Source organism: Limibacter armeniacum (assembly GCF_036880985.1).
GTDB classification, from domain to species: Bacteria; Bacteroidota; Bacteroidia; order Cytophagales; family Flammeovirgaceae; genus Limibacter; species Limibacter armeniacum.
Genome location: NZ_JBAJNO010000009.1, coordinates 838,525 through 851,690 on the forward strand (window position 1 = coordinate 838,525; position 13,166 = coordinate 851,690).

Sequence of the window (13,166 nt, forward strand, 5' to 3'; positions counted from 1 at the left end):
TTTAAAGAGCATTACAGTATGTATTATCTTTACCTATACAATAACTAATTACGTGATAATCAATTAGTTAACTAATTAAAATTATAAGATTATATATTTTATTTATATAAAAATAAGTTTTAACTATATGATGTTTAAACATCATGTATTTAACAGCATTTAACCTATTTGTATAACCCGAAAGAGAAATGTTAAACAAAATCAGAATTCACATTAAACAAACACTACTTATTATATCTATCTATATAATAGCCTCTAATTCTTTACTAGGAACTACTGTATGGGGCTTTTATGCTCATAAGCTGATTAATAGGTCTGCCGTTTGGATCCTTCCTCCTGAAATGTTTGGGTTCTACAAAAAACATATTGCCCATATCACTGAATTGGCAGTAAAGCCCGATGAACGTAGGTATATGGTAAGAGGAGAAGCTCCTAAACACTTTATTGATTTGGATGCTTTTGGAGACAGTGCCTTAACGGTAATTCCTAAAAAGTGGTCAGATGCTAAAGAGGTTTATTCTGTCGACACATTGATGGCAAATGGAATCGCTCCCTGGAATATCAAGTGGACTGTCAAAAAGCTGACTGATGCATTCTACCATAGGGATGAGGAAGGCATACTTAAACACTCTGCCGAGTTGGGGCACTACATAGCGGATATACACGTACCACTTCACACAACCTCGAATTACAATGGACAACTGACTAACCAATATGGCATTCATGGTTTGTGGGAAAGCAGGGTTCCTGAACTGTATGCCACTTCCTATGACCTTCTACTAAAACCAGCCTATTATATAGAAGCACCATTACAAACCACTTGGAATATTATTCAATCATCCAACCAGTGCCTAGATTCCATTTTTCTTTTTGAAATAAAGGCTACACAACTTATAGGTGATGACAAAAAGTATAGCTATGAAGAACGAAATGGAAAAACGGTTCGAACCTATTCCCGAAAATTCACACACAAGTACCACCAACTGCTACAAGGGCAAGTAGAAAGAAGACTCAGAAATGCAATCCAAATGGTTGCCAACCTTTGGTACACCTGTTGGGTAGATGCAGGTCAACCTAACTTAGATTCTCTATCAAGTGATATATACTTCCTTCCTATCACCAATGACTCGTTGTCCCAACCTATCAAAACCCGTTTTCATGACTTCTAAGAGACTCCCTTTTCCCTAATATCCTTTTACAAGCGGAACTACCCAGCTCCTGAATCCATTATTATACTTGCTGCAAAGGTTACAGTAGAGGCAGTTTTTGGTCTGATGATATTCTCGTGGTAACTTTGCACTTCGGTCAATTAATAGAGACACATAAGATATGTTCAATAACTACTACTTTTTGAGGCAGCTTTCTAAAGCTATAGAACCCTACCTTGTTGGGCTTGAACTTGCCACTTGCTTTAGCCAAAGCAAAGACGAGCTTGTTTTGGGCTTTTGTGATAAGGCTAAAGAGTTCTGGATTCGTGCCTCACTGATTCCCAACTTCAACCTGCTTACTTTTCCTCAAGACTTCAAGCGAAGTAAAAGGAATAGTGTTGAACTGTTCAAGGAAGCTTTAGGCTTAACCGTTACGGGAGTCACACAATACGAAAATGAAAGGGCTTTCAGCATTGATCTGGAAAATGGCTTTCAACTTGTATTCAAGATGTTTGGCAACCGCTCCAACATTATCCTGACTTATAACGGTCAGAGCGCAGAGCTTTTCCAAAAAAGACATAAAGATGATGTCAATCTCATTGTTTCAGAACTAGATCGAGAAATTGACCAATCATTTGATGCATTTAAAGAAAAAGGACTACGTGGCACCTACCCCACTCTGGGCAAAGAGGCGCTAACCTACCTGAAGTCAAAAGGGTTTGAAGAGGCTTCTGCTGAAAAACAATGGGAAATGCTTAGTGAGCTTATTTCAGAAATCAGCGACCCTACCTACTACCTGACTGACATAGATGGCAGTAAGCAACTACTGCTTTTCAAAGAAGGTGATATCATCAAGAAATTGGACAATCCTTTGTTGGCTGCCAACGACTTTTATTATTCCTTTTCGAGAGAATTCTTCATTTATCAGGAAAAAGGCCCTGTACAAAAAGAGCTTTCAAAAAGAATTGAGAAAGCTGAGAATTACATTCTCAAGAATATGGAAAAGCTTGAGGAGCTGATGCACGGTGCCCGTTATGAAGAGATTGCCAATATTATTATGGCCAACCTCCATCAGATTCCTGCCAGATCAAAGAAAGTAAAGCTCTACGATTTCTATCAGGATAATGAGATCTCCATTAAGCTGAATGAGTTATTAACTCCTCAGAAGAATGCGGAGAACTATTACAGGAAAGCCAAGAATCAGAAAATTGAGATTGAAAAGATTCAGGAAAACATCCAGCTGAAGGAAGAAGAATTGGCACAATTCCGCAAACACCTTCAAGCAATTGAGCCTATTGAGATTGTCAAAGAGCTACGCAAATACCTAAAGGCAAACAACCTTGAGAACATTAAGGCGGAGCAAGAGATATTCCCATTCAGAAAGTTTGAGTTTATGAACTATGAGATATGGGTGGGAAGAAATGCGGTCAACAATGACTTGTTGACACAGCGGTATGCCCACAAAAATGACCTATGGCTCCATGCCAGAGATGTCAGTGGTTCACATGTCGTTATCAAGTACCAGGCAGGCAGGAATTTCCCTGTTCCTGTAATTGAAAAAGCCGCTTCGCTGGCAGCCTACTACTCTCAACGCAAAACGGACACGCTCTGCCCCGTGATCTATACCCCTAAGAAGTTTGTCAGAAAACGTAAGGGTGACCCTGCTGGAGCGGTTGTAGTAGATAAGGAACAAGTAATCATGATTGAGCCGGAAATGTTCTAGGCTTTCAAAATATCAAGCATAAAAAAACGGTACAGCCCATCATATCTAAGCCTGTACCGTTTTTTTATACAATTTATCCCATTCGATTATCTCGTCTTTACTGTTTGTCTTCTTTTAAAAATTCTTGTAATCCACCTTGGGATCACAAAAACACCTACTACCAGATATGCATAATAGGTGAACAATCTCCATAGCAGTGCTACAGCCAATACCAATCCTGCTCCCAAAAATTCCTCAAAAAACTCTCCGAAGAAATACTCTGCCGTACCCGAACTTCCCGGTGTTGGAGAGATCAACATCACGATCCACATGATAATCTGGCGAGCAAAGATCAAAAACTGTGTATAAACTTCATCAAAGGACATATCAAACAAGTTGACATGCAAGAAGGCATTGATAATACAATTCAGCATCAGGTAGCGTGCAGACCATATAAAGATGGTAGATACAATCGCTTTCACCCAATACCCTGCCGTATGCCCTTTAAGCTCTTTTGAAGCTATAATCATCTCATTACCACTTCTGATCGCACTTCTTCGCCATCTTCTCAACAGCTTGTTGGATGTGATTTTAGCCAATAGCCTTTTAAAGGAATGTGGTCCGAAAAACAAACCCCATGACATCAGCACTGTATAAACAGCAATCAGTCCTACACTCACCAAGAAAATCTGTTCAAGATTCAGTTCATAACCCATGATGACCAGACTTTTGGCATCATCTGGAAAGATATCCCCCTTGGCTAAAAATATTACGGCAAAGGATGCCAACACGAAAAACAGGTTATCCAGTACAGCGGTCAGCATTACGTAGGCAAGGGACTTACCAAAGGCCACCTTCTCCTGATTGATGATAAAAACAGCCACTGCCGTACCTCCCACTACAGAAGGCGTAATGGCTGATGCAAATTCCCAAAGAAGAATCACAAAAAAGCTGGAACTCCAGTCAAGTGCCTCACTTGTCAGGTGTCGGATACGGTACATGTATCCGGCATCACGAACAAACAAAACTAAAAATGCAGCAACCACCCACCAAATATTGATATTTTTGAAAGCCTCTATGACTTTGTCAAAATCCATCTTTTCGTCAGTTGCCATCAAGTAAATAATAGCGCCAAGCCCGACAACCATCGGAAGAAAAATCTTCTTGGGGCTCAAACTCTTAAGCATCTCTTGGGACTTGGTATCCATACGCCTGTTGCTGTGATTCTCTTTATTCATACAATTGCTCCACCTCTGCTGAACTCAAATTTGCATTCAGAAATGTCAAAATTAACAATCAGCGCCCAACTAGCAACCGACTTTTATCATTTATTGAAGATTTCATATGTTCTTGAATGAGCAGTCCTATTGTTAACAAAAATGCAATTGTTTTATGAACAAGGTCTTATCAAAATGTGACAAACTCTTTACAGCTTAGACTCCGACCATCACAAATGCCCCCCAGAATTTCGGATCAGGGAAATCTTTTCTCAATTGCTTTTTCGCTTCAATAAATGCCGCTCGCTTATCCATTTTTCTGTCTAGCCAGTTCTCATAGAAGTACAACATTAACTGTTGAGTAGCTTCATCTGACACTTCGAACAAACTCATTATAATAGCCTTAGCTCCTGCCACCAAGAAAGCTCTCTGCAAGCCATAAACCCCTTCCCCTACTTTGTTGTCTCCACGTCCTGTTTCGCAGGCACTCAACACAACCAATTCTGTTTCATCAAAGTTCAGGTTCATCGCTTCATAAGCTGTCAACACACCCTCAGCCTTGTTAAACTGATATACATTTTCGCTTTCCAACAGCTCTCCGCCATTTGTCAGCAATAATCCTGAACGTAACAATGGGTTTGTAGCCTTCTGTTCACTCATCAGACCTCCATCTTCTTGCTCCTCATCTTCCAAAAAGAAACCATGAGTGGCAATATGGAATACAGCAGGACTACTCAGCTCTTTCACTACTCCTTCTGTTGCATTCTGGTACAGGTAGGTGTGAGGGGCAAACGATACATTCTTTTTAGTAGAAATTAGTTCTTCAATTTTTTCCACTTCTTTTACAGAACCTGGCAGCTGTGTGATCACCCTAGCTGTATATTGGTTGTATTCATCTTCCTTAAGATCACTGTAGTAAACTGGATTTCCGAATAGCGCAACTTCTTCTTTTTTGTTGAAACCCCTCTTACGCTGATTCATATCCAACAAATCAAGTGTACTACCCAACAGGGTTATGTTCTTGTTGTCCAAAACATAATCATGCGTCTCCCAGTTTCTTGGAATTGATTCAATATTAATCTGACTATACACCCCGTCTGCTGACAGGTATATATGCGAATAGCCTTTTAACTCATCCTCAATCGGCTTCCAGAATCGTTTATAAGAGTGTTGATCAGGAATACCAAACTCTATACAGGTTCTGTAATATCCCAATCCATCAGTCTCCAATTCATTGCCATTTTCCAGCAATACTACTTTAGGTGCTTTTTTTGTTTTTGGTGTGATGATCATTGCCGCATACACCACCGAGTCAGTAAACACCTTGTCAAAATGTTTGTAGCGGACAATTTCTACAGCTGCCTCTCCCTCTTTCAAGGCTTCCTTCACACTTACCCAATCCTTTTGCTGTTCATTCATTCCTTGCTCAAACAACTTGGAACGTTGACTCAAGCTCTTTTCCAATTCTACAATGGACGCTTCCAAATCTTTTAGGTCTAGTCCCTGATCGTTTCGGTATTGCTCTGGCATAGCCAATACTTTTGTCAACACCTCCTTTTGGAGCAACCAATGCTCGTAATCGGCTTTCAGCAATGAATCATTACTACTCATAATCCTGTTTCTGATCTTAATCGAAGAATTCAGTAGCAATGACTTCGTAGACAATATGTTGGCAAACACCTGTCTCTCTAACTTTTTTCTACCTGTTTTGAATGCCAGGTTTGTATAAAACTCAAAGTCACCCCTGATCAAATGCCAGTAACGGGTTTTCTCATTGGTACTAAGTGCAGGGAAAAACTTACCTATGTAGTTGTAGTAATTATCCAAAGCCTCCTCGGTACGCAATCGGCTTTTCCAGTATCTTTTCTGCGAATAGAATGCTCGTCCCTGTCTGGCACTAGCCTTTACATATAGAGGGTGAAACTTGTCAAATACTTTCTTGTAAGTAGTACGTGCTTTCCCGTAATGGTCAGCTGCCACTTTGAAGTTCCCTGTTCTCATCTCAAGGTCCCCCAACAGCAAGTGTATTTCTCCTGAGTTGGTATTCAGTTCTGAACCCAATCTTTTCACCCAATTCTGCGCTACTGTATTCAGCATCCCTCTCGCCTCATCGTACTGTCCCTGTTCAACCCTCGCCATTGCCAGGTTTTTTAAGGCTGTATTATATGCTGGGTTATCTGTTCCTAACTCCCCTTTAATGATATCTACCGACTTACTCAACAAGCTCTCCGCCTCACTAGCATCATGGCCTGAATATATCCCCACCATAGCCAGCCTTGTATATACATTTGCCACTTCCAGATGGTTTTCTCCATATACCTTTGTCAGGAAGTCTAACAGCTGCATCAGTAATTTCTTTGAGCCTTCATAATCACCCATAGCTGAACGTACATCAGCCTTGATCTCTAAACTCTCTGCTGTTTGGAGGGAGTTATCACCAAATACTGCATATGCTATCTCATAAGCCTTACTTGCTGTTGAGTCTGCCTCCATATATTCACCTTTCAGGTAGTGCAGTCTTGCTTGCTGGTTAAGTGGCGTAATCAGGTAGCGGTTATTTTCACCAAATCTCTCCGTTCTGGTTTCAACCGATTTCCTGGTCATCTCTTCTGTTTCCCTGAATCTTTCTGTCTCCAGAAATATTTGTACAAGGTCATCAGCAGAAGAAGCATCCTCCACCGTTAATGGCAGCCGATAACTGATTCTTTGTGCACTATAAATCTTATCACGGGCATCGTTGTAGAGACCTATCAAGATATAGTACTTGGCAGCCGTTTGCAATGCCTTAATGTGTGCATTATCATACGCTCCCTTAGGGTTTTCCGTAGTCTTAAGCAGTTCCTCCAGTTGGTTTACATATGCATAAGCTTCTTTGTAATGCCCCTGTTGCATTTCGCTTCGTGCCATCTCTGCCAGACCTTCAGAGTACCCGAAATGAGATTCACCATAATTGATTTTACAGCTCTCCAACATTTCATCAGCCAATACCGCCACACTATCAAATTGCCCCTTGATTTCATAGAAGGCAATCAGTTCTGACAACATTTTCCGGTATTCGTAATGGGATGGGTGGAGCTGCTGCTTTATCTTCCCTTTCAGGTAAATGTTATACAGTGAGTCAGCTGTCTCAAAATTATTGGTGAAGCGAACCAAATATGCAGCCTCTTCAACTTTAGCTTTGTAATAAGGTAATGACTCCTCTCCATAAACCGAGGCTGTTGCAGCAACCCAACGATTAAGGTAGATATTAGCCATTGTAAAGTCTTTCTCAGCAAGGTTTACAGTATAAAGCTGCTTTACAATTGCCAAATGCTCCTCATTATTTTTAGGAACTGAAACTGTATCAAAATATACGTCCAGCAGGTCTTTCTCAGCACGTTCATAGTTTTGACGCTGATAATCGTAAACAGCATCTAGCCTCACTCCCTTACTATGCCAAATATTGTCACTTCCGAAGTAACGCTCCGTATTTCGTAGAAACTCCCATCTCGGAAACTCACTTTTCTGTCCATAACCATAGCGGATGTAGTACAGGATCATATCTGCCTGTATCTTCATAAACTCCTGATGAACTGGCCCAAACAAACGTTCTGCTGCAAAGATATTCTTCTCGATCATCTTACGACCTTCTTTCAGTTCAACACCTCTGTCCAGCTTTGTCAGCGTCTGTTCGTGACGATTCAGGACATAAGCTGGGTCATTCTTATGCAGAACATCCAGAATCCAAGCCTCAGCATCAGCCAGTTCTTTGCTTGCAGTGGTATAATCACCTTTCAATCTCTGAAGTCTTCCCTTCATTGTCAGCGCCTTGGCATATGCCTGCTGACGTCTTTTGCGGTCAGTCCTTTTCAGCTTAACCTGTTGGAATTTTTGCGTTCCTTCATCAAATATGATGTCCTCAGATACTATTCTGTCTTTTCTTATTGACTGTAAACGTTCTATCCATTGTGCCGCACTCTGGTATTCACCTCTTGAAAATGCTATTTCCATACGGGCTTCTGTCAAGTCTTCATCCAATGAGCTGTCCCACTTCTGGTTATCACTACCCTCTGAAGCCTTGTACTCATCCATCATTCGGCCTGCGTGATAGAAATACTGTTCGGCTGTATTGATATCAAAATAAGCCAAATAGATACGCCCAGCTTCCAACCAAGCTTTTGCCTGCGTCAGTATGGATGCATCCTGTTCCTGTAGAATCTCCAATGCCTGATTGAGTGATTGCTGACATTCTTCAAAGTGCCCTAAGGTTGCCTGATATCTGGCAAGGTGGGTAAGCGCCTTTGCATGTTGAAAAAACTGGTGTTGCCCTTCGGCAGCTTGCACTGCCAACGTTCCCCTTTCTAATGCTTTTATATATTCCCCATCATGGTAATAAATTTCACCTATTCGAAGGTCTTTATCTATTCGGCTTTGAGCTTTCAAGTTGCCGTTCCAGTTACATAGCAATAAGAAGGCAAGTATTACAGTGAACAAACAGTGGTTCATTTCTCTAATTGGTTTTAATAATCTCAGCTTTTATACCCTTCTAACGGCTGTTTTGGTCTCAGCTTATTCGTTGTTACAGATATTGTATAATTCGAAGGATAAAATTAGTAGTGTAAATTGTTAAACTCTTCTTTGATATACAAATAACGACTTACGCCTCTTTTAAAACAAAGCTCACAATAAGCTATTTTTGAAGTGGTTACAAGATTGGACAAAGTCATCTTTTTTAGTTCCGATACAAAAAAGTCCTTTCGCTACAGAAAGGACCCTTATAAATAATATTATTTCTATTTTCTGTTTTGACGCAACACCCGTTCTATGTCACGATTGAGTTCATTATCCAATAACTCATTTTTCCTCTCCATCACTTTCAGTTCCAGCTCCTTTATTTTCTCCTCTTTCTCCAACACTTTTAACCTGTCCTGCAAGTAATCCTTTTTATGTCTCCAATAACTTGTCAAGGGTTTACTTACGGCATCAGAAGCAAAGTTGCCTAAAATTAATGTCATGAGAATGGAGAACACAGGATGCTCCCCCATAAAATACAATACATCCATCATAGCTGTGAAGTTCGTGGGTTCTACATTGTTGGTCAATTGATATTCTGCTGATTGAATCAACTATAAGTTAAAACAATCTGATCAATACTTTCCACTTATGCCGAAAGGATTTCATTGAATTTAGAATTTTAAACAACAACCCTCTTTCTTCCATTTTACCTTAACAACTCTTCCTAAAAAACGTACAATAATATAGCTAGAGCAGTCTATTAACCACTAACTTTTAATTCTATGCTATTAAACTGGTTAGCCGAAAACAAGATTAAAGAAGCCATAGGAAATGGCAGCTTTGAACAATTGGAAGGAATGGGAAAACCCGTTGACAACTCAGTTTACTTCAGTTACCCCAAAGAAAGAAGGTTATCCATGCATCTGCTTCGTAATGCTAACGCACTTCCTGAAGAGGTTCAACTTATGAAAGAGATCAATGCCTTGAAAGATGCTATACGTCAGGAACAGAATGATACTGAAATCAACAAACTTACCCTTCTACTCTATCAGAAACAGGACCATCTGGCAGTATTGATGGAAAGAAATAAATAACGATTTTAACAGTTAACTTTCAGTGGTGCTGAAAGTTGCATTTGACTCGTCCGTCTCTTTGGCTGACGAGTTTCTTTTTGCTAAAAATGCTATTTTCAGAATCCAACTTTTCAGATTAACTTTACCAAGTATTTCCTAACTGAAAGTTCATGAATGTTAGGAGTAATTTGACAAGTAATTTCGATAGTGATGCTGTGGAGAATTCCCAGTACTGCTTGGACAGTAAACAGTCAGATATGGCACGAATCCTGTTCAATTTTGGAACAGAATTAACAGCAGGCTAAGAATTTACCAATGATAACTTATAAATATATATAGATATGGCATGTGGGTCATGTGCGACGGGCGCTTGTGGAGTAACTAGCGGAGGTTGCGGAAGCGGCGGATCCTGTAAGACTGGCGGCTGCCTCAAACTGAACGCTTACGACTGGTTAGGGGATATGGACTTACCCAGCACGCAGCGCTTCAACGTAGTGGAAGTCAAATTCAAAGGTGGTAGAAAAGGTTTCTACCGTAATGATAAATATCTAGAACTGTTTACAGGAGACCCTGTAGTAGTCGATGCTCAAAATGGTCATCATATTGGTTACGTATCCCTTCAAGGCGAAATCGTACGACTCCAAATGATGAAGAAAAAGGTAGAGGACAATGACGAGATCCTCGGTATCATGCGTAAAGCAACTGACAAAGACCTTGAGAAAATGGTATTTGTCAAAAACCGTGAGTTGCCGACCATGTACCGTACAAGGGAAATCATTCGTGAACTGAACCTGAAGATGAAGCTGTCTGATATAGAATTTCAGGCAGACAACTCAAAGGCTACATTTTACTACTCTGCGGACGATCGTGTCGATTTTAGAGAACTGATCAAGATCTTGGCTAGCGAATTCAAGATTCGTGTGGAAATGCGTCAGATCAGTCTCCGTCAGGAAGCGAGTAGATTAGGTGGCATTGGTTCTTGTGGACGTGAATTGTGCTGTTCTACTTGGCTATCTGATTTCAAGAGTGTTTCAACTGCTGCAGCCAGGTACCAGAACTTGTCTCTGAACCCCAGCAAACTATCTGGGCAATGTGGCAGGCTAAAGTGTTGTTTGAATTATGAGTTAGAAACTTATATTGATGCATTGGTTGACATTCCAATTGTGGAGAAGCCTATTCTGACCACAAAAGGAGAAGTTCAGTTACAAAAAGTGGACATCTTCAAGAAAGTACTTTGGTTCAGCTACGAAGGTGAAACAACTTGGCACAGTGTTCCTGCTCAACGTGTAAAGGATGTACTGGACATGAATGCCAAAGGCAAGAAGCCTAGTACCATTCAGGAAGAGGCTCCTGCCATTGAAGCTCCTAATACCAAGTTGGGATCGGCTATTGAAAAGCTGGAGAACAAAAGGCAACGCAGAGAGGGTGGTTCCAACAGGCCTCCTAGAAAAAAAGCAACGCCTTCTGCAACACCTGAACCTTCTTCAGAAAACAGACAACAGCAACGCAGAAAACGTAGAAACCGCAAAACCAGTGGCAGCGGACAAGGACAACAACAGGATAGCAGCAAGAATGCTAATGCTGCTGACAAACGTATCCAAGAGGCTGCCAAACTTGCTGCTAAAGCCAAGCAGAAAGCTCAACAAGAAGCTTCAGCCAAAAGAAAGAGTCGTTCTCGCAAAAGACGACCTGGAGGTGGCAACAGACCTAATAATAGCGGTGGTAACGATGCTTAATATGGATAAATCGGCGAGTACAAAACAGATTTGTACTCGCTTTTTATAAAGACTAACTGAACAAGCAATGTATATCAGGAAATTCCTGCTTTTTGCTGCAGCAATTCTGATGCTGGCAGCATGCGACGTAAACAGAGTAAAAGAAGAGTATGTCAATTATGATGACGGCAACTGGTATTTTGACTCAGTAGCTGTTTTTGACTTTGAGATATTGGACCCTTCGCAAGGTTACAATGTTGATTACAACCTGCGTAATTCTTTGGATTATCCATACCATAACATATTCTTGAGGTATGAACTTACTGACTCAACAGGCAATGTGATAAAGTCCGATTCAAGTATGGAGTTTATGCTAATGGACGCCAAAACGGGAGAACCATTTGGTGAAACAGCCAGTCCTAAGGGAACAGGCATTGGCGTAACCTACACTCATCAGATTCCTTTGTTGGAAAACTTTCATTTTGACAAACCTGGTAAGTACTACTTCAAGCTCAAGCAAGATATGCGCCTAGATACGCTTAGCGGTATTTATGGTGTTGGCTTCAGAGTAGAATACAATGACTAACCCATTTTAGTCTTAAAAGATAAAAAACCTGTAAGAACGCTTAAACACGTTTCCTTACAGGTTTTTTCTTTTTCAGGCTAGTCAATAAACAAGTCACCTGCTATCTTATCCGCCAACAGCTTTCCTTTTTCGGTCAGTTTCATCATATTCTGATGAACTGTCAGCCAACCATATTTTTCCATCTCTGCCAGTTCTTTTGCAAAGACTGCCTTTAAATCTACATTATACCGCTCTTTCAAGTAAGATAAGTCACACCCCCACATCGTTCTAAGCCTCACCATCATGTACTCATTTACCTGATCAGCGACAGACAGCACTTCCTTTTCAAAAGGAAGTGTTCCTTCTTTCAATGCATGAATATACTTGGGGTTATTACTGACATTGTATTGCCTTGAGTTTCCATTGTAGGAGTGAGCTCCAGGGCCAATACCTATGTATGGTTGCTGTTGCCAATAAGCCGTATTATGCTTGGAGTACAAACCTGGCTTTGCAAAATTGGATATTTCATAGTGTTCATACCCTGCCCCTGTCAATCCATTCACCAACATCTCGAACTGCTCAGCGGCAAACTCCTCTCCTGCTGGCTTAATTTTTCCTTTCTTTGCCCAATTACCAAAGGCTGTTTTCTCCTCAATAGTCAAGCAATAAGATGAAATATGTGGAACATTCAAGCTGATAGCTTTATTGAGGTCACGTTCCCATATACTGTGATCATCAGCAGGAACGGCATAAATCAAGTCGATTGTCATATTCTCAAAACCAGCATCCTGTGCCAATTTCACACATTGCTCCGCTTCTTTCGCATTATGAGCGCGGTTCATAAACTTCAGGTGTGGCCCATGAAACGACTGAATACCAATGCTCAATCTATTGATGCCTGCATTTCTGAGCTCCTTAAGTTTCTGCGGTTTCAAATCATCGGGATTGGCCTCCAATGTTATCTCCTCGACACCTGACGTATCATAATACTGATTGACTGTATCGATAATGGCATTAAGCTCCGTTTCAGAAAGCAAAGACGGGGTTCCTCCTCCAAAATAAAGGGTCCTAATCGGTTCCTGAACATAATCCTTCTGCATTTCCAACTCCTTCCTGATTGCCTCTACCATATCCGTTTTCAGTTGCATATTGGTACTGAAGTGGAAATCACAGTAGTGGCAAGCCTGTTTACAAAAAGGAATATGGATGTATATACCCGCCATATTTTTATTTTCTTATTTTAGTGCAAAAT

9 protein-coding genes are annotated in these 13,166 nt (G+C 40.7%); 5 read left to right on the forward strand and 4 right to left on the reverse strand.

Going from position 1 to position 13,166, the window contains the following annotated elements; genetic code table 11:
- Window positions 1-188: 188 nt before the first annotated feature.
- Both V6R21_RS21275 and V6R21_RS21280 read left to right on the forward strand, forming a co-directional pair.
- The gene (locus tag V6R21_RS21275) at window positions 189-1,169 is read left to right on the forward strand and encodes a zinc dependent phospholipase C family protein (protein ID WP_334245555.1); all 981 of its coding nucleotides are present in this window, start codon (window positions 189-191) and stop codon (window positions 1,167-1,169) included.
- 181 nt (window positions 1,170-1,350) lie between these two features.
- Window positions 1,351-2,871: an NFACT RNA binding domain-containing protein gene (locus V6R21_RS21280; protein WP_334245556.1), complete on the forward strand. Its 1,521-nt coding sequence runs from the start codon at window positions 1,351-1,353 to the stop codon at window positions 2,869-2,871.
- 86 nt (window positions 2,872-2,957) lie between these two features.
- Here V6R21_RS21280 and V6R21_RS21285 read toward each other — a convergent pair whose 3' ends face one another.
- The 3 genes from V6R21_RS21285 to V6R21_RS21295 form a co-directional block, all read right to left on the reverse strand.
- A complete protein-coding gene (locus V6R21_RS21285) occupies window positions 2,958-4,088 on the reverse strand; it encodes a lysylphosphatidylglycerol synthase transmembrane domain-containing protein (protein ID WP_334245557.1) in 1,131 nt (376 codons plus the stop codon).
- A 195-nt stretch (window positions 4,089-4,283) separates the two neighbouring features.
- Window positions 4,284-8,552, reverse strand: a complete 4,269-nt coding sequence (locus V6R21_RS21290; protein ID WP_334245558.1) for a CHAT domain-containing tetratricopeptide repeat protein — start codon at window positions 8,550-8,552, stop codon at window positions 4,284-4,286.
- Window positions 8,553-8,839: 287 nt separating this feature from the next.
- A complete protein-coding gene (locus V6R21_RS21295; protein WP_334245559.1) occupies window positions 8,840-9,112 on the reverse strand; it encodes a hypothetical protein in 273 nt (90 codons plus the stop codon).
- A 231-nt stretch (window positions 9,113-9,343) separates the two neighbouring features.
- Here V6R21_RS21295 and V6R21_RS21300 point away from each other — a divergent pair, with 231 nt between their 5' ends.
- The 3 genes from V6R21_RS21300 (at window position 9,344) to V6R21_RS21310 (ending at window position 11,935) form a co-directional block, all read left to right on the forward strand.
- On the forward strand, window positions 9,344-9,655 hold the full coding sequence (locus V6R21_RS21300) for a DnaJ family domain-containing protein (RefSeq protein ID WP_334245560.1): 312 nt from the start codon (window positions 9,344-9,346) through the stop codon (window positions 9,653-9,655).
- A gap of 320 nt (window positions 9,656-9,975) precedes the next feature.
- The gene (locus V6R21_RS21305) at window positions 9,976-11,370 is read left to right on the forward strand and encodes a PSP1 domain-containing protein (RefSeq protein ID WP_334245561.1); all 1,395 of its coding nucleotides are present in this window, start codon (window positions 9,976-9,978) and stop codon (window positions 11,368-11,370) included.
- A gap of 67 nt (window positions 11,371-11,437) precedes the next feature.
- Window positions 11,438-11,935, forward strand: coding sequence for a gliding motility lipoprotein GldH (locus tag V6R21_RS21310; RefSeq protein ID WP_334245562.1), 498 nt, complete (start codon window positions 11,438-11,440; stop codon window positions 11,933-11,935).
- A gap of 77 nt (window positions 11,936-12,012) precedes the next feature.
- On the opposite strand, the gene hemW is transcribed toward V6R21_RS21310, so the two are convergent.
- Window positions 12,013-13,137 carry a radical SAM family heme chaperone HemW gene (gene hemW / locus V6R21_RS21315; protein WP_334245563.1) on the reverse strand — a complete coding sequence of 375 codons (1,125 nt, stop codon included), beginning with the start codon at window positions 13,135-13,137 and terminating at the stop codon, window positions 12,013-12,015.
- Window positions 13,138-13,166: the final 29 nt, after the last annotated feature.

Bases quoted from the DNA above. Each gene is read 5' to 3' on its own strand.
- hemW (WP_334245563.1), bottom strand. From the start codon at position 13,137: ATGGCGGGTATATACATCCATATTCCTTTTTGTAAACAGGCTTGCCAC.
- V6R21_RS21310 (WP_334245562.1), top strand. From the start codon at position 11,438: ATGTATATCAGGAAATTCCTGCTTTTTGCTGCAGCAATTCTGATGCTG.
- V6R21_RS21290 (WP_334245558.1), bottom strand. From the start codon at position 8,552: ATGAACCACTGTTTGTTCACTGTAATACTTGCCTTCTTATTGCTATGT.
- V6R21_RS21285 (WP_334245557.1), bottom strand. From the start codon at position 4,088: ATGAATAAAGAGAATCACAGCAACAGGCGTATGGATACCAAGTCCCAA.
- V6R21_RS21275 (WP_334245555.1), top strand. From the start codon at position 189: ATGTTAAACAAAATCAGAATTCACATTAAACAAACACTACTTATTATA.
- V6R21_RS21305 (WP_334245561.1), top strand. From the start codon at position 9,976: ATGGCATGTGGGTCATGTGCGACGGGCGCTTGTGGAGTAACTAGCGGA.
- V6R21_RS21300 (WP_334245560.1), top strand. From the start codon at position 9,344: ATGCTATTAAACTGGTTAGCCGAAAACAAGATTAAAGAAGCCATAGGA.
- V6R21_RS21295 (WP_334245559.1), bottom strand. From the start codon at position 9,112: ATGATGGATGTATTGTATTTTATGGGGGAGCATCCTGTGTTCTCCATT.